Here is a 19,724-nt window from a genome sequence, read left to right as displayed (position 1 = left end):
GGCCCGCATCGTCGCCGGACGTCGAGTTTTTCAGTACCGCCCGAAGGCCAACGCGACGTTGTGGCCGCCGAAGCCGAACGAGTTGTTGATGGCGTATTGGTAATCGCCGTTACGCGGTTCGCCCGCTACAACATCGAGATTGATCTCGGGATCAGGCGTCTCATAGTTAAGTGTCGGTGGAATAACGCCATCACGCAGCGCGAGCACCGTCAGGATCGACTCCAACGCGCCCACCGAGCCGATGGAGTGACCCAGCGCGCCCTTGGGCGCGTAGACCGCGGCTTCCTGACATCCGGCGGCCCGGATCGCGTTGGCCTCGGCGGTGTCGCCGATCGGCGTCGCTGTCGCGTGCGCGTTGATGTGGTCGACGTCCTTGGGGGACAAGCCCGCCAACTCCAGCGAGCGGGTCATCGCGCGTCCGGCGCGCACCCCGTCGGCGGCCGGGGCCACCATGTGGAACGCGTCCGACGTGATGCCGGCACCCATCAACCGGGCCAGCGGCTTGGCGCCACGAGCCTTGGCGTGTTCTTCGGTTTCGATGATCATCAGCGCGCCGGCTTCGCCGAACACGAAGCCGTCGCGGTTCTTGTCGAACGGCCGAGACGCACCTTCGGGATCCTCGTTGCGGGTCGACATCGCGCGCATCATCGAGAACGCTGCGATCGGCAGGGCTTCGATGTTGCCCTCGACGCCGCCGCAGACCGCGAAGTCCGCGTCGCCCATGACGATTTGGCGCCACGCGTGCGCGATGGCTTCCGAGCCCGACGAACAGGCCGACACCGGCGTCATCACTCCGGCGCGAGCGCCGAGTTGCAGACCGACCACGGCGGCGGCCCCGTTCGGCATGATCATCTGAACGGCGAGCGGGGACACCTTGCGTGGCCCGCCCTCGTTCATCAGGTCGTAGCTCTCGACGATCTTCTCGGCGCCACCCAGCCCGGTGCCGACCACGACCGAGAACCGGTCCGGGTCGACCTCGGGACTGCCGGCGTTCTCCCATAACCGGCCGCTGAGGTGCTTGGCCAACCGCTGGACATAGGACATCCGGCGCAGGTCCAGCCGGCCCATGTGGTCGTCGACGGATTCCTTGAGGTGCCCGCCGATTTTCACCGGCAGGTCCCACTTCGTGACGAATTCATCCTCGAGCACGCGGATGCCGGACTCTCCGGCGAGCAAACCCTTCCACGTGCCTTCGATGTCTGGCGCGATTGAAGTCGTCGCCTCGACGGCGGTTACCACGACACTGGGGTAACCGCCGTTAGCAGTGGAAGGTTTTTTCACTTGCTGTCGGCTTCCTGCTTCGAACCTTCGGTCTCGAACTTGGCGCGCAGCGCCTGGGCGGCCTCAGGGTTCTCTTCTTCGAGCTTCTGGATGTAGTTGACGACGTCACCGACGGTGCGCAGACCGGCGAGGTCCTCGTCGGGGATCTTGACGCCGTACTTGTCTTCGGTCTGCACGGCGATCTCCACCATCGACAGCGAGTCGATGTCCAGGTCGTCGACGAACGACTTCTCCGGGGTGATCTCCGAGGGCTCGATGCCGGTGACCTCTTCGATGATCTCGGCGATACCGGCGATGATTTCTTCCTGGCTGACGGACACTTGTGTTTCCCTTCGTAATGTGTTGTGTACTGCTGATTTACCTGCGGTATGCGGTTGTGATAGCGAACGGTTCAGCTAATTGGCTTGACGGCCAGAGGTTTACCGATCGGCCAAACCGTCCAGGTCTGCGGGGGTCTTGACGGCGTGCGTCGGTGTCCCACGAAGTTCACGTTTGGCGATGCCGGACAGCGCCCCCGCCGGTGGGAACTCGACAATCGCGGTCACACTGCGCTGACGCAGCGTCTGTGAGCACAGGTCCCAGCGCACCGGCCGGGTCAGCTGTGCGACGAGCTTTTCCATCGCATCGGCGGCCGAGGTCACCGGCTGGCCGTCGCGGTTGGACAGCAGAACGGCGACGGGCTCGGCGGTCGCGACGTGCTGAGCTGCCGTGGCGTAGCCGTCGAGGGCCGAAGCCATGAACTCGGTGTGGAAGGCGCCGGCCACACCCAACGCGCGAACGCGGGCCTTCTCCGGCGGGTCTTCGGCGAGCTTGTCCAGCGCGCTCAGCCGACCGGCGGCCACGATCTGGCCGGCGGCGTTGCGGTTGGCGGCGACCAGGTCGAGTTGTTCGAGACGGGCGAGCACCACGGTCTCGTCGCCGCCGAGCACCGCTGACATGCCGGTCGGCTCGTTGGCGCAGGCTTTGGCCATCTCGGCGCCGCGGGTGGCGGCCAGTGCGACGGCGTCGTCGGCGGAGAGCACCCCGGCGATGGCGTAGGCGGCGATCTCACCGACCGAGTGGCCCGCCACGATGATCTCGCTGGCGTCTGAGCCGGCGAGCAGACCGCGCGACGTCAGCTCCTGATGCGCGAGCAGGGTGGCCGCGACAATCAGCGGCTGGGCGATCGCGGTGTCGGTGATCTCCTCGGTGGAAGCAGTGCTGCCGAGCCGCGCGAGATCCAGCCCGCTGGCGGCCGACCACGACGACAGCCGATCCGCGGCGCCGGGCAGTTCCAGCCACGGCGACAGCATCCCCTCGGTCTGCGACCCTTGTCCGGGCGCGAGCAATGCAATCACGTTATTAAGGAAACACTGTGAAGACGTCTTTGCGCCGTGTAAAGGATTATGAACCTTGTCTTATGTTTTTGTGGAAACTCCACAAAAACGGCACGCGATGCGACGTGTTCGATATCTTGCCGCAATCTGTCATCGGGTGTCGGCGGTCCCGGACGGCGCGATCAGGCCCTTTTCGATCGGCGGCGTGACGGGTGTCACGATGTTGCCGGCAGCACTGGACTGCTGGGCCTGGTATGTGAGGTGGCCGACCGTCGCGGCGACCCGAAGGACGTAAGCGTCGCGTGGCACGGTCGGATCGCGACCGGTGAAGTCGGCGATGCGCCGCAGCCGATAGCGCACCGTATTTGGATGAACGAACAACTTGCGGGCACAGGCTTCGATGGCTCCGCCGCAGTCCAGATAGGCGTCCAGAGTTTCGGTGAGGGTCGGGCCCGCGTCGGCGAGCGGCCGCATCACGTCGGTGTGCAACGCCGCGATGGCCGCCGCGTCGGCCATCAGCGCCCGCTCGGGCAGCAGTTCGCGCGCCAGCACGGGCCGGGGTGCGCCCCGCCAGCCGGCGACCGCGTTCATTCCGGAAATGGCCTCGCTGGCGCTGTGGTAGGCCGCCGTCAGCATCGGTGCTGTCGGACCGATCACCACCGGGCCATCGGAGAAGGCGTCCAGCAGCGCGCTGTAGACCTTCTCGGTCTGCGTCAGCTGCCCGGACACGATCGCCACCAGATAGGTGCCGTGCACATCGGTGAGTGCGGCACGCCCATGGCGCGCGGCGATATCCCGCACATCCTGGCTGGCCTGGTATTCCCGACCCGGCGGCGGCGTGCCCACCACCACGGTCGCCGGAGCGTTGGTGTCCCAGTTCAGCGCTGCGGCGCGGGACAACAGCGCAGGGCCGGTATCCCCGCGCACCACCGCATCCACGACGGTGGCTTCCATCCGGCTGTCCCAGGTTCCGCGCGCCTCAGCCGCGTCCGCGTAGGCCGTTGCGGCACTGAAGGCCAAGTCGCGGCTGTACTTGAGGATCCCGACCGTCAGTGCGGTCAATTGCTCATCGGACCGGGCCAGCAGCGGCGCGACTTCCTCGAAGAACTCCAGCGTGACCCGGATCATGTCGACCGAGTGACGCAACGGCATCCGTTGGGTCAGGTCCTGGGGCATCAGTTCGAACGCCCGAGCGGTGTAGTCGATGTTGCTGCTCGGGTCGGTCATCCACTCGACGAAGTTAGCGACGGCGGTCTGCACCACCAGCGCCAAGCTGGCTCGCTGGGACGCTTCCAGTTCGGCGAAGAATGGCAGGCGGTCCTGCATGACACTCACCGCTTCGGTGGAAAACCGCCCGGAGTACTGCTTCAACCGGCGCAAGAGCGACTCCGGGACGCTGCCCAGCAGATCCAGCGTCGGCCGAGGCGTCGGGAACTGCTTGTCAACCATCCCTAAAAACTACGCCGAGTTTCTGGATGTTTCCGCCAATTGCGCGGACAGCGCTTCGCCGAACGTGAGACTACTTTCGCGTTCGGCGCCCAACGTGAAGCTTGCTTCACGTTGGCGAGAGGTTGGCGAGACGAAAAGTGTCAGGCCCCCGGGCCGGGATCGGAGGTCTGCGCGGGCGCGGCCTGCACGTCGTCGATGCGGTACTGGCGGGCCGCCGCCACCGGCACTGACGGGTCGATCTCCCCGTCGCGGGCCAGCGCCTCGAGCACCGCCACGACTTGAGATTCGGCGTCGGTGTTGAAGAAGCGACGGGCCGCCGGGCGGGTGTCGGAGAAGCCGAACCCGTCGGTGCCCAGCGTGACGTAGCTGCCCGGCACCCACGGCCGGATCTGCTCGGGCACCGCGCGCATCCAGTCCGAGACGGCGACGAACGGGCCCGTCGCCGTGGACAGCGCCTGCGTCACGTACGGCTCGTCAGCGGGCTGGTCGGGGTGCCGCAGCCGCTGTTTCTGGATGGCGACGCCGTCGCGGTTGAGCTCGCTCCAGCTGGTCACCGACCACACGTCGGCGGCGACGTCCCATTCGGTGGCCAGCATGTCGGCGGCCCGCAGCGCCGCGGGCAGCGAAACTCCGGAGGCCAGAATGTTGGCGGCGTTGGTGCGGCTTTCGGTGGCCCGCCGGTAGCGGTAGATGCCCCGCAATACCCCTTCGGGGTCGAAGTTCTCCGGCTCGGCCGGCTGTAGGTACGGCTCGTTGTAGATGGTGAGGTAATAGCAGACGTTTTCGGCGTTCTCGCCGTACATGCGGGCCAGCCCGGCTTCGACGATGTGGGCGATCTCGTAGGCGAACGCGGGGTCATAGGACACCACCGCGGGATTGGTGGCCGCCAGCAGCTGCGACTGACCGTCGGCGTGCTGCAGGCCTTCGCCGGTCAGCGTGGTGCGCCCCGCTGTGGCGCCGAGCAGGAAGCCCCGCGCCATCTGATCCGCGGCGGCCCACAGTCCATCGCCGGTGCGCTGGAACCCGAACATCGAATAGAAGATGTAGATCGGGATCATCGGCTCGTTGTGCGTCGAATACGACGTGCCGGCCGCGGTGAACGAGGCCACCGATCCGGCTTCGTTGATGCCCTCGTGCAGGATCTGCCCGATTTCACTTTCCTTGTAGGCCAGCATCAGATCGGCGTCGACGGCGGTGTAGAGCTGGCCGTTGCGGTTGTAGATCTTCAGCGACGGGAACCACGAGTCCATCCCGAACGTGCGGGCCTCGTCGGGGATGATCGGGACGATGCGCGGCCCGATCTCCTTGTCGCGCAGGAGTTCTTTGAAGGTCCTGACCGTCGCCATGGTGGTGGCGACTTCCTGATGCCCGGACCCCTTCTTCAGGGGAGCGTAGATGTCACGCCCCGGCAGCCGTAGCGTCGTGAATGTGGTGCGCCGCTCGGGCAGGAAGCCGCCCAGTGCGTGGCGCCGCTCGAGCAGATAGCGAATCTCCGGGGCCTCGGCGCCGGGGTGGTAGTACGGCGGCAGGTAGGGATCCTGCTCGAGTTGGGCGTCGCTGATCGGGATCCGGATGGCGTCGCGGAAGTCTTTGAGGTCTTGGGCCGCAAGCTTTTTCATCTGATGCGTCGCGTTGCGGCCCTGGAAGTGCGCGCCCAGCGAGTAGCCCTTGATGGTCTTGGCCAGGATTACCGTCGGCTGGCCCCCGTGGTCGACGGCGGCGCGGTAGGCGGCGTAGACCTTGCGGTAGTCGTGACCGCCGCGTTTGAGGTTCCAGATCTCCGAATCGGTCATCTGCTCGACGAGTGCCTTGGTTCGCGGATCGCGACCGAAGAAGTGGTCGCGTACGTAGGCCCCGTCGTTGGCCTTGTACGTCTGGTAATCACCATCAGGCGTCGTATTCATCAAATTCACCAGTGCGCCGTCGCGGTCGGCGTGCAGCAGCGCGTCCCACTCGCGGCCCCACACCACCTTGATCACGTTCCAGCCGGCGCCGCGGAAGAAGGATTCCAGTTCCTGGATGATCTTGCCGTTGCCGCGCACCGGGCCATCCAGGCGTTGCAGGTTGCAGTTGACGACGAAGGTCAGGTTGTCCAGGCCCTCGTTGGCGGCCACCTGGATGAGGCCCCGGCTCTCCGGCTCGTCCATCTCGCCGTCGCCCAGGAAAGCCCACACGTGCTGGTCGGAGGTGTCTTTGAGGCCGCGATCATGCAGGTAGTGGTTGAACCGGGCCTGATAGATCGCGTTCATCGGGCCCAGGCCCATCGACACCGTCGGGAACTCCCAGAAGTCGGGCATCAGCCGCGGGTGCGGATAGGACGGCAGCCCACCGCCGGGATGGCTGTGCTCCTGCCGGAAACCGTCGAGTTGCTCGGAGCTGAGCCGGCCTTCCAGGAATGCCCGGGCGTAGATGCCGGGGGAGGCGTGGCCCTGAATGAACACCTGATCGCCGCCGCCGGGATGCGACTTGCCGCGGAAGAAGTGGTTGAAGCCGACTTCGTAGAGCGCCGCCGACGATGCGTAGGTCGAAATATGTCCGCCCACGCCGACTCCCGGACGCTGCGCCCGGTGCACCATGATCGCGGCGTTCCAGCGGATCCAGGCCCGGTAGCGACGTTCCACATCCTCGTCGCCCGGGAACCAGGGCTCCATCTCGGTCGGAATCGTGTTCACATAGTCGGTGGACGTCAGCGCCGGCAACGCCACCCGCTGCTCGCCGGCCCGTTCCAGCAGCCGCAACATCAGGTAGCGCGCCCGTGCCGGGCCCGAACGCTCCAGCAGCTGGTCGAAAGATTCCAGCCACTCGCCGGTTTCCTCCGGGTCGATGTCGGGCAGGTAGGACGCCACGCCCTCACGGATCACCCGCACACGCTCGGGTTCGTGTGCGCCGGTTGGGTTTTTCGCCACATCGTGGCGGACGAACTCGGTGGTCAACGCACTACTCCTTGGTGGGCGGCTGACCGGCTTGTGGCTGATCGAGCCGTCGCGGATTGACGTCTTCGGTGCTGTCCTGGTGCTGCGGCCCCGGTGGGGGCTGCTCCTATCGTGCCGCACGGGATCTCGTCGCGGGTAACGTCCGGGCTACCCGGCCCGCAACGCCGCGATCGCGGCGCGCGACGATGCCCGTCTACGGCAACCGGTAACGTCATACGCTGTGCGGATCGGATCACTCGGCTGGCCCGGATGGCCCAGCGCTGCGCGAGCTGCGGGCTGTATCGCCACCGTCCTGATCGCCGTCGTCGGCTGCACCACCGTCGTCGATGGCTCACCGGGCGCCGACGTCGCGATTGCCCCGGCTTACCGCGCGTCGGTCTCCGTATCGGTCTCGGCCTCGGCGGCTACCTCCAGCATCCGGGAGTCGCAACGCCAGCGGTCGATCACCGTCGCGGCCGTGGTGAAGGCCTGCGAAGCGTTCGCCATCAGCAGTAAAGAGGCGGTCGACCGGGTGAACGACTTCGTCGCCGCCTACAACCGGGGCGGCGACACCTCGGGTGCCGAGCAGCCCGCGATCGATGCGCTCACCCGCAGCGCCGACGCGGTCGCGGGCGACAGCAACGGCCCACTCTCGCAGCAGCTTCGCGAGGCGCTGAACGCCTACAACGACGCCGCCCGCGACGTCGCGAACGCGATCCGCTCACACTTTGCGACCGACCAGTTCAATCGGCGGGTCAATCAACTCAACGACGCCAAGACCGAAGCCGTGAAGCGTTGCCGGGCATTCGGCTGAGCCGACCGATGTGCAACGCTGCGAGCTATGCGACGATAAATTGCATCGCACGGCGTCGTTGACGCTTGAGCTGTGAGGAACTGACAAGGAGGTCGCACGGTGGTGGCCGCGGATGACGCCCCGAGCTTTGCCCGCAAACTAGGCATTCAACCAGGGCAGGTTGTCCAGGAGTGGGGTTGGGACGAGGACACCGACGATGACATCCGCGCCGACGTGGAGGATGCGTGCGGTGGCGAGTTGCTCGACGAAGAGACCGATGATGTCGTCGACGTCGTCTTGCTGTGGTGGCGCGACGACGACGGGGACCTGGTGGACACCCTGATGGATGCGATCGCCTCGCTCGCCGACGACGGCGTGATCTGGGTGCTGACACCCAAGACCGGCAAGCCCGGTCATGTGCAGCCCGCTGAGATCGCCGAGGCGGCGCCCACCGCCGGACTGATGCCGACGTCGTCGGTCAACCTCAGCGACTGGAGTGCCAGCCGATTGATGCAACCCAAGTCGCGAGCGGCGCGCCGCTGATGCTTCCGGTCAATAGCGCCGCACCGGACTTCACGCTGCGCGACCAGAACCGACAGCCGGTCACCCTGAGCGATCTTCGCGGCGCCAAAGACGTGCTGCTGGTGTTCTTTCCGCTGGCCTTCACCGGCATCTGCCAAGGCGAACTCGATCATATTCGCGATCATCTGCCCGACTACGAGAACAACGATCGCGCGGTGCTGGCCATCTCGGTCGGGCCGGCGCCCACCCACAAGGTGTGGGCCACCCAAAGCGGGTTCCTGTTCCCGGTGCTTGCGGATTTTTGGCCGCACGGAGCCGTCAGCCAGGCCTACGGCGTGTTCAACGACGACGCCGGCGTCGCCAACCGCGGCACGTTCGTCATCGACCGGTCCGGAATCATCCGGTTCGCCGAGATGAAGCAACCCGGTGAGACCCGTGACCAGCGGCTGTGGGTCGACGCGCTGGCGGCGCTGAACGCCTGACCGTTTTGGGGCCGGTGCCCTCGGACGGTATCTTTGCCCGGCACGGGCGCGTAGCTCAGTGGTAGAGCTCTGGTTTTACACACCAGCGGTCGGCGGTTCGATACCGTCCGCGCCCACCAATGTCGAATGTCGTTGCAGGTCACAACACACGCCTCGATCGTTCCGGCCACCTCGTAGCCGACTACGTTGGGGACTTTAGGTGCGTCGGGGTAGAGGCCGACGCGGGCGAGGGTGGTCGGCGAAGTTCACGCCGGCGGCGCGCACCGCGATACCCACCTGCCCGGCCGCCGGCGGCCCCGGGTCGGGGCGATCCCGCACCTGCAGCACCGACGGCGGACCGTGCTTGGTGATCACGACGGCCCGCATGACTACGCGTGGCTTGCAGGGAAAGCTGCGGCTTGGCCCGCCATCCCGGAGTGCCGGTCGGACGTGGGTACCGACAGGCCCGCATCGGTGCCGCAGGTCGCGATGTCGCGGACGGTGAGCGCGACGTGGTTGAGTGCCGACAAAGCCAACGCTGGTTTTCCCTTCTGACCGGTACCGACCGGGTGGGCGTACCGGCGAGCCTTCCCAGTGTGACCCATGTCTCATAGTTTGCCTCAGGGTGGCGAGCGCCACATTTACTTCGGTTGCCTAATTAGGCAAGCTTGATACATGACTCCGCAGCTGACTTCCCAGCGCACCGACTCCGACGTCCTGCCCAAGGACTTCGACACCGCCACTGGCCCCATCTTCCTGCAGCCGTGGTTCTGGCTGGCCATCGTGGGCGTCATCGGCATGGTGGCGCTCACCATCTTCGGCTAGGCGTACCACCCGCCAGTCGCGGCGGGCGCGAAAGCGGTTAGCCCGTCGGCAGGGCCGATAGCCGAGAATCCACGCTTGGTGCCATTACGAACCGGGTAGCCCGCGTGTGAGAGGCTGCCGGAGTGTTCGGCACCATCCGGCGTACCCGAGTCGTGGGCGTGCTGCTGGGTTACCTGGCCGACCTGGTGCTGGGCGACCCGCGGATCGGCCATCCGGTAGCGGGTTTCGGTGCTGTGGCGGGCTGGTTCGAGCGTGTCATCTACCGCGACGACCGGGCCGTCGGCGCGGTTTACCTAGCCACCCTGGTCGGTGTGGTGGGCCTGGTCGGTGCCGCGTTCGAACGGCAGGCCCGCCGCTGCGGTCCACTCGGGTCGGTCGTGGCGACCGCGGTGGCAACCTGGGTGGCACTCGGCGGAACATCGCTGGCGCGGATCGGATCGGCGATGGGCGAGTTTCTCGGCCGCGACGACTTGGACGGCGCCCGCCGGTTGTTGCCGTCGCTGTGTGGACGTGACCCGGCGACGCTGGACGCCGCGGGGTTGACCCGCGCGACGGTGGAATCGTTGGCCGAGAACACCTCCGACGCGCAGGTGGCTCCGCTGCTGTGGGCCGCCGTCGGCGGCGTGCCCGGTGTTCTGGGATACCGTGCCGTCAATACGCTGGACGCGATGGTCGGACACCGATCGCCACACTATATCCGATTCGGTTGGGCTGCAGCACGATTGGACGATGGGGTCAACTATGTCGCGGCGCGCTTGACGGCGGCGCTGGCAGTTGTGTGCGCACCGATCGTCGGTGGCTCACCGTTACATGCGATGCAAGCGTGGCGTCGCGACGCGGGGCGTCACCCCAGCCCGAATGCCGGCGTCGTCGAAGCGGCATTCGCGGGCGCGTTGGGCGTCCGGCTCGGCGGGCCGACCCAGTATCACTACGAGCTGCAGATCCGCCCGGCCCTCGGCGACGGGCATCCGCCAGCGGTGGCCGATACGCAACGTGCCGTAAGGCTTTCGCGGGCCGTGCAGGCGGCTGCGGTGTTGGTGTGCGTCAGCGTCGCCGTCCGTAGCGGTCGGTGAGCTTGTCTTCGACGGTCGTCGGGGATGGCTTCTGCGCGGCCCGGGTGCCCTGCGCCTTCTCGGCCCGGCGGGCCTGCACCTCGGCATACACGAAGTAGCCCAACAGAATCGGCGCGATGACCCCGAAGGTGATCCACTGGATGCCGTACGACAAGAACGGGCCCGCGTCCAGGTGGGGCAGACCGATCACGCCCAGCCCCCCGGGTTGGTTGTCGTCCAGTTGCAGGTATGAGCCGGTCAGCGGGGTGCCGATCAACGTCGCGATCTGACTTGTGCTGATCGAATACACTTGTCGTACACCATCGTGGGCGAACGATTTCTTGTCCAGCACTGCGGCCTCGGAGTCGCGCAGACGCGCCGTGATGGTCACTGTGTCGTGGGGCAACGGCGGAATCGGTGGCACCCGCGAACCGGGTAGCGGCCTTACCCAGCCGCGGTCGACCAACACCGTCGGGCCGCCGTCGACCACGAACGGCAACAGTACTTCCATCGACGCGTCGCCGTCGGCGACGCGCAGCCGGGCCACCACCTGCTTGTCCGGCAGATAATGCCCGGTCGCCGTCACCCGGCGCCACTGCCCGTCAGGGTCCGACGAATCCTGCTGCGGCAACAATGTGTTCACTGGAACCGGGTCGGATGTCAGCGAACGTTGAATCTGCTGGTTCTCCCGCGACGTCTTGGTGTTCTTCCCGAGTTGCCACGGCGCGAGCACGCTGAAGCACAGGTAGGTGAACGCGATCACCACGATGGCCAGCGCAATCCAGCCCGGCCGCAGCAGCAAGACCAGCCGGCGCATCAGCCCGGCCCGTCCTTCGCCAGCCGCTGGTCGACCCAGCTGTGCAGCCCGGGCAGCGACGCCTCGATCGCGGCGAAGGCGATTTCGAAGTCGTGGTCGTCGCCGTAGTAGGGATCGTCGACGTCGAGAACGAATGCGCCCGAACGGGGGTCGAAGGATCTCAGCATCCGGATCCGGTCGGCGTCGACGCCCAGTCGCTCAAGGAGCGGCATGTGGTTGCGGGCCAGCGCTATCACCAGGTCGGCGTTGATGTGGTCGGCGTCGACCCGCGCGGCGCTGTGGTCGGTGGGGTAGCCGTGGGCGCGCAGCACCCGGTTGGCCCGCTCGTCGGCCGACTTGCCGATGTGCCAGCCCGCGGTTCCCGCACTGGTGACTCGCACGACGTCGCCCAGTCCGCGCTCGGTGATCTGGTGGGCAAATATCTGCTCCGCCATCGGGGATCGACAGATGTTGCCGGTGCACACGAACGTGATGTGCAATGTCGAATCAGACACCCAACGCCTTCCGCAGTTCGGCGACCGTCGCGACGTGCAAGGCGCCGCGAGGCGCATGGCCGTCCGGGTCGTCGTCGAAATCGGACTGTCCGTAACCCCAGCCGACCACCACGGCGTCAATGCCGTGCGCGGCGGCACCTTCGACGTCGTGGCGACGGTCGCCGACCATGAGTACCCGCTCGGGCAGCGGTTGCAGCTGCGCCAGCGCGTGTGCGAGAACGTCGGCCTTGGCCGCGCGGCTGCCGTCGACGCTGGCGCCGGCGATGACGTCGAAGTGCCCGTCGAGGCCGAAGTGGGCCAGGATGCGCTGGGCGGTGGGCTCGGCCTTCGAGGTGGCCACCGCCAGGCGGACCCCGGCGACCCGCAGGTCGGCGAGCAGCGGCCCGATGCCGTCGAAGAGGCTGTTGATGGCCCAGCCGCGGGTGGTGTAGTCGGCGCGGTAGGCGGCGATCGCGGCGTCGGTGTGCTGGCCCAGCCCCATCGCCTCGAAGGTGTGGCGCATCGGCGGTCCGACGATCTGGCCGGCCAGGTCGCCCTCGGGCACCGCTGCGCCGATTTCGCCGAGCGCGTGGCGGAAGCTGGACACGATGCCGGCCGCGGAGTCGGTCAGGGTGCCGTCGAGGTCGAAGATCACCAAGTCTGCCGAGACGGTGCCGGTCACATGCCTATTGTCGCCGATGCCGCCGCCGGCCGGTGACCGTGTCCCGATACCCGGCCGCGAGGCGAGGTCGTTACTGTTTCAGCTGTGGCGAGTCTGGAGTCGAGCAAGTCGTTTCCGCTCGCTGCGGCGCGCTACCACGGCGATCGGGCCGCCGAACCCGGCATGCTCGATTTCGCCGTCAACGTCCGCCACACCCAGCCGCCCACCTGGCTGACGGATCGGCTGGCGTCCCGGCTGTCCGACCTCGGGCGATACCCCGGGGCGGCCGACGAGCGCCGCGCGCTGCAGGCCGTCGCCGCCCGGCACGGCCGCGCCGTCGACGAGATCGCGTTGCTGGCCGGCGCAGCCGAGGGATTCGCCTTGCTGGCCAACCTGCGCCCGACGCTCGCGACGCTGATCGCGCCGTCGTTCACCGAACCGGATGCCGCGCTGCGGTCCGCCGGCGTCGCGGTGCAGCACCTGGTGCTCGACCCGCCGTTCGGACTGGTCGGCGCACGGGTGCCCGACGAGGCCGACCTGGTCGTGGTCGGCAACCCGACCAACCCGACCGCGGTCCTGCACACCCGCGAACAGATCTTGTCGCTGCGGCGCCCCGGCCGCATCGTCGTGGTGGACGAGGCGTTCGCCGATGCGGTGCCGGGCGAACCGGCGACGCTGGCCGGAGAGTCCCTGCCGGATGTGCTGGTATTGCGCAGCCTGACCAAGACGTGGGCGCTGGCCGGACTGCGAGTGGGCTACCTGCTGGGTGCACCGGACGTGCTGGCGCGCTTGACCGCGAGCCGTGCGCATTGGCCGATCGGCACCCTGCAGATGGCCGCCATCGCGGCATGCTGTGCGCCCGCGGCGGTAGCCGAAGCCGAGGCGGGGGCGCGGCAGCTGACGGCGATGCGCGCCGAGATGGTCGCGGGTTTGCGCTCGGTCGGCGTCGAGACCGTCGACGGCGACGCGCCGTTCGTGTTGTTCACCGTCGGCGACGCAGCCTTGCTGCGAAAGCATCTGCACACCCGGGGAATTGCGGTGCGACGCTGCGACACGTTCGTCGGACTGGACGGCCCCTATCTGCGTGCCGCGGTGCGGCCGGAGTGGCCGCTGCTCGTCGAAGCGATCGCGGCCAGCGGGGTGGCGCGATGACGGTTCGGTTGGGCGCGGTCATCGAGGCGCTGGATGCGGCGTACCCGCCGGGGCTAGCCCAGCCCTGGGATTCGGTCGGCCTGGTCTGCGGTGACCCCGACGAGACGCTGAGTTCGGTGACTGTCGCGGTAGACGCCACCGCGGAGGTGGTCGACGCGGTGCCCGACGGCGGCCTACTGCTGGCGCACCATCCCTTGCTGTTGCGCGGAGTGCACACGGTGGCCGCCAGCACCGCGAAGGGCGCGTTGATACACCGCCTGATCCGTTCTGGCCGTTCGTTGTTCACCGCGCACACCAATGCCGACTCGGCGTCACCGGGTGTCTCGGATGCGTTGGCGGACGCGCTCGGGTTGACCGTCGAGGCGGTCCTGGAGCCCGGGCCGGCCCCCCACGAACTCGACAAGTGGGTGATCTTCGTGCCGGTGGCTAACGCGGATGCCGTGCGGGAGGCGATCTTTGCCGCCGGCGCCGGTCAGATCGGTGACTACTCACACTGCGGCTGGAGTGTCACCGGCACCGGACAGTTTCTGCCCCATGACGGCGCGAACCCGGCGATCGGCAGCGTCGGCGCGCTGCAGCGGGTGGTCGAGGACCGGGTCGAGGCCGTCGCGCCCACCCGACTGCGAGGTCAGGTGCTGGCCGCGATGCGCGCAGCGCATCCGTACGAGGAGCCGGCCTTCGACGTCGTCGCGCTGGCGCCGCTGCCCAGTGCTGTCGGGCTGGGCCGGATCGGATCGCTGCCGCAGCCAGAGTCGTTGAGCACGTTCGTGTCTCGGGTCAGAGCGGGTCTAGCGCAAACGTCGTGGGGAGTGCGGGCCGCGGGCGACCCGGACACGAGCGTGTCGCGCGTCGCGGTGTGCGGAGGCGCGGGCGACTCGCTGCTCGGCGCGGCCGCATCCGCCGGGGTGCAGGCCTACGTGACGGCGGACCTGCGACACCATCCGGCCGACGAGCATCGCCGCGCCTCCGACGTGGCCCTGATCGACGTCGCCCACTGGGCCAGCGAATTCCCCTGGTGTGAACAGGCGGCCGACGTGCTGCGGTCGGCATTCGGGTCCGCCTTGTCGGTGGACGTCTGCCCGATTCGCACGGATCCCTGGAACATCGACAATTTCGCCGGGGGAGAGGACACATGAAAGCCGAAGTCGCACAACAGCGGTCGCTGCTCGAAGTTGCCGAGCTGGACGCGGAACTGGCCAAGATGGACCACCGGGCCGGCCACCTGCCCGAGCACGCCGACCGCGAGCGGATCCAAACTGCGCAGGTCGCCGCCAACGACCGGTTGGGCGCGCTGCAGATCGCGTTGGCGGACTTGGATACTCAGGTTTCGCGCTTCGAGTCGGAGATCGACGGCGTACGCCAGCGCGAAGACCGGGACCGCTCGCTGCTGCAGTCGGTGGCAGATTCCAAACAACTCATGGAGCTACAACACGAGTTGGAGACGCTGCAACGACGCCAGTCCAGCCTGGAGGATTCGCTGCTGGAGGTGATGGAGCGGCGCGAGCAGTTGCAGACGCAGCAGGCGGCTCAGGTGGCAGTCGCCGAGGGTTTGCACGCCGATCTGGCCGCCGCGCAGCGGGCGATCGACACCACCCTGGCCGACATCGACCACCATCGCCGGGTGCACTTGTCGCGCCGCGACGAACTCACCGCCGGGCTGGCTCCCGATCTGCTGGCGCTCTACGAGCGGCAGCGTGCCGCCGGCGGCCCCGGGGCGGCTTTGCTGCAAGGCGGCCGCTGCGGGGCGTGCCGTATCGAGATCGACCGTGGTGAGTTGGCCCGGATCTCGGCGGCCCCCGAGGACGAGGTGCTGCGCTGCCCCGAATGTAGTGCAATCATGTTGCGGCTGACGGGTGTAAACCGGTGAAGGTGATCGTCGAGGCCGACGGGGGATCGCGCGGCAACCCGGGACCGGCGGGCTACGGGTCGGTGGTGTGGAGTGCGGACCGCTCGGTCGTGCTGGCCGAAGCCAAGCAGGCCATCGGACAGGCCACCAACAACGTCGCCGAATACCGCGGCCTGATAGCCGGTTTGAAAGAAGCGGCGAAACTGCACGCCACCGCCGTCGCGGTGTCGATGGATTCCAAACTGGTCGTCGAGCAGATGTCCGGCCGCTGGAAGGTCAAGCATCCCGACCTTGTCGAGCTGAACGCTGAAGCCCGCGCGCTGGCGTCGCAATTCGACCGAATCAGCTATGCGTGGATCCCGCGGGCGGAGAACTCGCACGCCGACCGGTTGGCCAACGAGGCCATGGACGCCGCCGCCGACATGTCGACGCAACCCCGCCCAACACCCACTATCAGCGAGACGCAATCGCCGCCGGGGTGGAGCGGCGCACGCGGTGCCGCCACCCGGCTGCTGTTACTGCGGCACGGACAGACCGAATTGTCGGTGCAGCGGCGCTATTCGGGCCGCGGCAATCCACCGCTGACCGCACTGGGCCGCCAGCAGGCCGACGCGGCTGCGAGTTTCCTGGCGGCTCGCGGCGGCGTCGCCGCGGTGATCAGTTCGCCGTTGCAGCGCTGCCACGACACGGCGACGGCGGCCGCCAAGCGACTGGGTCTCGACGTCGCGGTCGACGACGACCTGGTCGAAACCGACTTCGGCGGGTGGGAAGGCCTGACGTTCTCCGAGGCTGCCGAACGCGACCCCGACCTACATCGACGATGGTTGCGCGACACCAGCACCGAGCCGCCCGGCGGGGAAAGCTTCGATCACGTCGACGAGCGGGTCTGCCGGGTGCGGGATCGCATCATCGCCGAGCATGGCGGGAGCACGGTGCTGGTGGTGTCGCACGTGACGCCGATCAAGATGCTGCTGCGCGAGGCGCTCGACGCCGGGCCGGGCATCCTCTACCGGCTGCATCTGGACCTGGCGTCGCTGAGCATCGCGGAGTTCTACCCCGACGGCGAGTCCTCGGTCCGGCTGGTCAATCAGACCGGCTATCTGGGTTAGAGATCGACGACGTTGGGGTAGTGGGCCAACCGTGGAATGGTTAGCATCGCACGCACTTGCCATCGGGGCGGCGCTGCTCGCGGCGTTTTTCGCGGCGGTCGGTATCGTGGTGCGGCAGCGGGCCATCGTGTCCGAAGCCGAGAATCTGGCGGACTCGGGCGCAATCGTGCCGTCGTGGGTGCGCGAGCCGGCGTGGTGGTTCGGAACACTGAGCGCAGTCGGTGGATACGTATTCCAGGCGCTGGCGTTGGCGCACGGGTCTTTGTTGCTCGTGCAGCCGCTGCTGGTGTCGTCGCTGTTGTTTGTCCTGCCACTCGGCGCGCGATTCTCCAATCAGCATGTGCGAGGTCGTGATTGGGTTTGGGCGCTGTTGCTGACGGCGGCGCTGACGATGTTTGTGCTGGTGGGTCAGCCGCGGGAAGGTCACTATCGGGCGCCGGTGCAGGCCTGGAGTGTGGCGTTGAGCACCTCGTTGCCGGTGGTGGTCATCTGCGTGCTGGCCGCGCGTCGATCCGACGGGCGGCGGCGCGCGATGTTGTTGGCCGGCGGCGTCGCGGTGCTTCTCGGCATGGTCGCGGTGTTGACGAAGGTCAGCACGCACCGACTCGTCGCCCACGGCTGGCATGGTTTGCTGACCGTGCCGGCGCCTTACTTGCTGGTGGCGCTCGCGCTCACGGTAACTGTCCTGCAGCAGTATGCATTTCACGCCGGCGCGTTGCAGGCGTCGGTGCCCATCATGCTGGTCGGTGAGCCGGTGGTGGCGGTGCTGCTGGGTGTCGTCATTCTCGGCGAGTACCTGGTGGTGCGGGGCACCGGGGCGGTGATCCTGGTGCTGGCTGTCGCCGCGATGACCGCGGCGACGATCGCATTGGGCCGCGACTCGGCCGTGTCCGGTCTGTTGGCTAAAAAGTCCGCGCAGCCAGAGATGTCGCTATAGCCGAGCATTCGGTGGGCATGCTCTGGCGTCGATGTGCTTCTATGTCCAAACAACGGCGAAGGATGCTGTTGACAAGTACGACCTACGCGCGTGGGCGCCACCGTCCTTCGGCTGTCCGGGGTGCTCAGAATGTGTGGAGCGTTCACGCCGGGATAGCCGCTGGCCGGCCGATTCCATAACGAGTACGGTGTTAGCGCGGACGAGTTGGCTGGGCGGCCGCGGCTCGGGCTCACGGGGCGCCGAGTCGAGGAAAGTCCGGACTTCACAGAGCAGGGTGATTGCTAACGGCAATCCGAGGCGACTCGCGGGAAAGTGCCACAGAAAACAAACCGCCACCTTCGCGGTGGTAAGGGTGAAACGGTGCGGTAAGAGCGCACCAGCATTCCGGGTGACCGGAGTGGCTAGGCAAACCCCACCCGAAGCAAGGTCAAGAAGACCGCACTCCGGTGCGGTCGCGCAGGTGTCTGAGGGTTGCTCGCCCGAGCCTGCGGGTAGACCGCTCGAGGCACCCGGCGACGGTGTGTCCAGATGGATGGTCGCCGCCGCGTCACCTGGTGATGCGGAACAGAATCCGGCTTACAGGCCAACTCGCCCGCCCCGTCAGCTCGACAGCTTGCGCACCGCTGCGACCAGCTTGGTCAGCGTCGGCTCGAGCTGTTGTCGACGTTCGGCCGCCAACTCGGCTTCGCGCTGATAGAGCAGCCCGTAGGTGAAGGTGTCTTCGCCCGCGGCGTGCGCCGCGTCGGCTTGCTGGACCAGATGGGCACGGCTGACCACGCTGTCCTGATGGTCGCCGAGCACCGACTGCAGCTTTTTGGCACGCTTGGACACCTTCTTTGCGCCGGTGGCATCTGCAGTGTAGCGAAGACGCTTGGTGCGCTTGTGGATTCGATGTATTGCCCTGTCACGATCGGCGTCTCCGCCAGCCCGTCGGGCAGCCTTGGCCGCCTGGTGGACCTTCTTTCCGGCGGCGGCGACGACGGTGGTCGGGGCGGGCCGGTCGTCGATCGACGGGGATTCGGCGACCACGGCGTCCAGCCCGTCGAGCAGACGAAAGTATCGGGGTAACCGCATGGCGGCCAACGCATGTCGAAGGCCGACGCGGTAGCGCTGGTCGGCGCCGTCGACCAGCCGCGCCCGGATCGGCCCGCGGACCAGGTGCGGCGGCACGTTGTCCAGCGCGCTGCGGTAGCGGTCGGCCAGCACCTCGGCGTCGCGGGCGACGCCGAGCACGTTGCCCAGCTCCCGAAGTTCGTCGATGATCGGCGCATCGCCGGTGAGCCCGAAGGAATCCGGCGAGGCCTGCAGCAGGCTGCGGATCTTGCGGGCCGTCACCCGCATCTGGTGGACGGCGTCGTCGGCCTCGGCGCGCACCGCGCGATCCCACACCAGTAGCTCGCCGATCTGCTCGGCCATTGCCCGCCGAAACGCCTCGGCCGGCAGGCCCTTCGGCGACGTGCCGAGCACCCGCGCCAGTTTCGAACCGACGCCGGACGGCTTCGCGCCGGCGTCGAACAGCCGATCGGACACCCGATTCATCAGCTCGGCGTCGGCCCCGTCGCCGACGAGTTCGAGTTCCCACTCCCGCCAGCGCTGCTGGGCGGTAGCGCCATCGGCGCCCTGGCCCGCGGCGACCTGGTCGTCGCAGAACTCGGCGACCACGGCGTCACCGGCGCCGTGCAGCAGCTGAACTTTTCGGGTGGTGCTGATCCGTGCCACCGGGCCCACCGGGCGGTCGCGGACGATCGCGAGCACCACGTCCAGTAGTTCGCTCGGCACCTCGTGCCGCTCACCGTCGTCCAGTGCCGCCCGCACCTCGGTGCGCGCGTCCGGGCCCGCCGGCAACTTGAGGTGCCAGCCTGCGTCGGGGCCACCGGTGCGGCGGCGCAACGTGATTCGGTTGGATGCCAGATCGTGATCCGGGGTGTCGAAGTAGACGGCATCCAGCGTCTGGGTCTCGGCGTGCTCCACCCGGGTGACGCCCGCAACGCCATCGAATGCCGGCGGTGGGGTGGCGGCGTCGACGTCGAACTTGCGCTCGACCTCGAGATGGCGCGACGGGCCGGTGGGGGACATGGCAGCTAGCGTGCCACATCCAGGGGACAGCTAAACGGCGAT

At 67.7% G+C, this 19,724-nt stretch carries 20 protein-coding genes, 1 tRNA gene, 1 other RNA gene and 1 pseudogene; 12 read left to right on the top strand and 11 right to left on the bottom strand.

Translation table 11 applies throughout. The features are described 5' to 3' along the window. Window positions 1-30: 30 nt before the first annotated feature. The 5 genes from kasA to aceE all read right to left on the bottom strand — a co-directional run bounded on the left by kasA (window position 31) and on the right by aceE (window position 6,979). On the bottom strand, window positions 31-1,281 hold the full coding sequence (gene kasA / locus ABDV69_RS08040; protein ID WP_343573110.1) for a 3-oxoacyl-ACP synthase KasA: 1,251 nt from the start codon (window positions 1,279-1,281) through the stop codon (window positions 31-33). Next, window positions 1,278-1,601, bottom strand: coding sequence for a meromycolate extension acyl carrier protein AcpM (gene acpM / locus ABDV69_RS08035; protein ID WP_343573108.1), 324 nt, complete (start codon window positions 1,599-1,601; stop codon window positions 1,278-1,280). The genes kasA and acpM overlap by 4 nt, the downstream gene beginning before the upstream one ends. 99 nt (window positions 1,602-1,700) lie before the next feature. Continuing rightward, window positions 1,701-2,618 carry an ACP S-malonyltransferase gene (locus tag ABDV69_RS08030; RefSeq protein ID WP_343573107.1) on the bottom strand — a complete coding sequence of 306 codons (918 nt, stop codon included), beginning with the start codon at window positions 2,616-2,618 and terminating at the stop codon, window positions 1,701-1,703. Between the two features lie 129 nt (window positions 2,619-2,747). Continuing rightward, on the bottom strand, window positions 2,748-4,046 hold the full coding sequence (locus ABDV69_RS08025; protein WP_343573105.1) for a PucR family transcriptional regulator: 1,299 nt from the start codon (window positions 4,044-4,046) through the stop codon (window positions 2,748-2,750). A 140-nt stretch (window positions 4,047-4,186) separates the two neighbouring features. Further along, the gene (gene aceE, locus ABDV69_RS08020) at window positions 4,187-6,979 is read right to left on the bottom strand and encodes a pyruvate dehydrogenase (acetyl-transferring), homodimeric type (RefSeq protein ID WP_343573104.1); all 2,793 of its coding nucleotides are present in this window, start codon (window positions 6,977-6,979) and stop codon (window positions 4,187-4,189) included. Between the two features lie 220 nt (window positions 6,980-7,199). On the opposite strand from aceE, the gene ABDV69_RS08015 reads away from it, so the two are divergent. The 4 genes from ABDV69_RS08015 (at window position 7,200) to ABDV69_RS08000 (ending at window position 8,874) form a co-directional block, all read left to right on the top strand. Then, window positions 7,200-7,772, top strand: coding sequence for a hypothetical protein (locus ABDV69_RS08015; RefSeq protein WP_343573103.1), 573 nt, complete (start codon window positions 7,200-7,202; stop codon window positions 7,770-7,772). 99 nt (window positions 7,773-7,871) lie between these two features. Beyond that, window positions 7,872-8,294 carry a DUF3052 domain-containing protein gene (locus ABDV69_RS08010; protein WP_343573102.1) on the top strand — a complete coding sequence of 141 codons (423 nt, stop codon included), beginning with the start codon at window positions 7,872-7,874 and terminating at the stop codon, window positions 8,292-8,294. Then, the gene (locus ABDV69_RS08005) at window positions 8,294-8,755 is read left to right on the top strand and encodes a peroxiredoxin (RefSeq protein WP_343573100.1); all 462 of its coding nucleotides are present in this window, start codon (window positions 8,294-8,296) and stop codon (window positions 8,753-8,755) included. Before ABDV69_RS08010 ends, ABDV69_RS08005 begins: the two co-directional genes overlap by 1 nt. Window positions 8,756-8,799: 44 nt before the next feature. Beyond that, window positions 8,800-8,874: transfer RNA gene (locus tag ABDV69_RS08000), tRNA-Val, on the top strand. A gap of 30 nt (window positions 8,875-8,904) precedes the next feature. On the opposite strand, the pseudogene ABDV69_RS07995 reads toward ABDV69_RS08000, so the two are convergent. Then, window positions 8,905-9,121: pseudogene (locus tag ABDV69_RS07995) on the bottom strand (oxidoreductase); the annotation flags it as partial. Window positions 9,122-9,123: 2 nt separating this feature from the next. Further along, a complete protein-coding gene (locus tag ABDV69_RS07990; RefSeq protein WP_343573099.1) occupies window positions 9,124-9,339 on the bottom strand; it encodes a hypothetical protein in 216 nt (71 codons plus the stop codon). A gap of 70 nt (window positions 9,340-9,409) precedes the next feature. On the opposite strand from ABDV69_RS07990, the gene ABDV69_RS07985 reads away from it, so the two are divergent. After that, window positions 9,410-9,559 carry a hypothetical protein gene (locus ABDV69_RS07985; RefSeq protein WP_343573097.1) on the top strand — a complete coding sequence of 50 codons (150 nt, stop codon included), beginning with the start codon at window positions 9,410-9,412 and terminating at the stop codon, window positions 9,557-9,559. A gap of 122 nt (window positions 9,560-9,681) precedes the next feature. Continuing rightward, window positions 9,682-10,632: a cobalamin biosynthesis protein gene (locus ABDV69_RS07980; RefSeq protein WP_343573096.1), complete on the top strand. Its 951-nt coding sequence runs from the start codon at window positions 9,682-9,684 to the stop codon at window positions 10,630-10,632. Here ABDV69_RS07980 and ABDV69_RS07975 read toward each other — a convergent pair. Genes ABDV69_RS07975 through ABDV69_RS07965 form a run of 3 tightly spaced genes read right to left on the bottom strand, consistent with a single transcriptional unit; the run spans window position 10,604 to window position 12,583 of the window. After that, the gene (locus ABDV69_RS07975; protein WP_343573095.1) at window positions 10,604-11,428 is read right to left on the bottom strand and encodes an SURF1 family protein; all 825 of its coding nucleotides are present in this window, start codon (window positions 11,426-11,428) and stop codon (window positions 10,604-10,606) included. The two genes, ABDV69_RS07980 and ABDV69_RS07975, sit on opposite strands and share 29 nt — an antisense overlap. Beyond that, window positions 11,428-11,922 carry a low molecular weight protein-tyrosine-phosphatase gene (locus ABDV69_RS07970; protein ID WP_343573093.1) on the bottom strand — a complete coding sequence of 165 codons (495 nt, stop codon included), beginning with the start codon at window positions 11,920-11,922 and terminating at the stop codon, window positions 11,428-11,430. Before ABDV69_RS07970 ends, ABDV69_RS07975 begins: the two co-directional genes overlap by 1 nt. Further along, complete coding sequence (locus tag ABDV69_RS07965) at window positions 11,915-12,583, bottom strand: HAD-IA family hydrolase (protein ID WP_343573091.1); 669 nt, start codon at window positions 12,581-12,583, stop codon at window positions 11,915-11,917. The genes ABDV69_RS07970 and ABDV69_RS07965 overlap by 8 nt, the downstream gene beginning before the upstream one ends. A gap of 84 nt (window positions 12,584-12,667) precedes the next feature. On the opposite strand from ABDV69_RS07965, the gene cobC reads away from it, so the two are divergent. From cobC to rnpB, 6 genes are all read left to right on the top strand, one after another. Next, window positions 12,668-13,714, top strand: coding sequence for an Rv2231c family pyridoxal phosphate-dependent protein CobC (gene cobC, locus ABDV69_RS07960; RefSeq protein ID WP_343573089.1), 1,047 nt, complete (start codon window positions 12,668-12,670; stop codon window positions 13,712-13,714). Next, window positions 13,711-14,850 carry a Nif3-like dinuclear metal center hexameric protein gene (locus ABDV69_RS07955; RefSeq protein WP_343573087.1) on the top strand — a complete coding sequence of 380 codons (1,140 nt, stop codon included), beginning with the start codon at window positions 13,711-13,713 and terminating at the stop codon, window positions 14,848-14,850. The genes cobC and ABDV69_RS07955 overlap by 4 nt, the downstream gene beginning before the upstream one ends. Beyond that, entirely contained in the window at window positions 14,847-15,581 is a 735-nt protein-coding gene (locus ABDV69_RS07950) for a zinc ribbon domain-containing protein (protein WP_343573085.1), read from the top strand. Before ABDV69_RS07955 ends, ABDV69_RS07950 begins: the two co-directional genes overlap by 4 nt. After that, on the top strand, window positions 15,578-16,669 hold the full coding sequence (locus ABDV69_RS07945; protein ID WP_343573083.1) for a bifunctional RNase H/acid phosphatase: 1,092 nt from the start codon (window positions 15,578-15,580) through the stop codon (window positions 16,667-16,669). The genes ABDV69_RS07950 and ABDV69_RS07945 overlap by 4 nt, the downstream gene beginning before the upstream one ends. Before the next feature lie 31 nt (window positions 16,670-16,700). Further along, window positions 16,701-17,606 carry a DMT family transporter gene (locus tag ABDV69_RS07940; protein ID WP_343573081.1) on the top strand — a complete coding sequence of 302 codons (906 nt, stop codon included), beginning with the start codon at window positions 16,701-16,703 and terminating at the stop codon, window positions 17,604-17,606. Window positions 17,607-17,806: 200 nt separating this feature from the next. Beyond that, window positions 17,807-18,201, top strand: an RNA gene (gene rnpB, locus ABDV69_RS07935) — RNase P RNA component class A. Window positions 18,202-18,206: 5 nt separating this feature from the next. Here rnpB and ABDV69_RS07930 read toward each other — a convergent pair. After that, window positions 18,207-19,682: a CYTH and CHAD domain-containing protein gene (locus ABDV69_RS07930; RefSeq protein WP_343573079.1), complete on the bottom strand. Its 1,476-nt coding sequence runs from the start codon at window positions 19,680-19,682 to the stop codon at window positions 18,207-18,209. Between the last annotated feature and the right edge of the window lie 42 nt (window positions 19,683-19,724).

Origin of the sequence: Mycobacterium sp. (assembly GCF_039583785.1) — a bacterium.
Taxonomy (GTDB): domain Bacteria; phylum Actinomycetota; class Actinomycetes; order Mycobacteriales; family Mycobacteriaceae; genus Mycobacterium.
The sequence above is the reverse complement of the archived record's forward strand: the minus strand, read 5'-3'. Positions and strand labels throughout refer to the sequence as shown.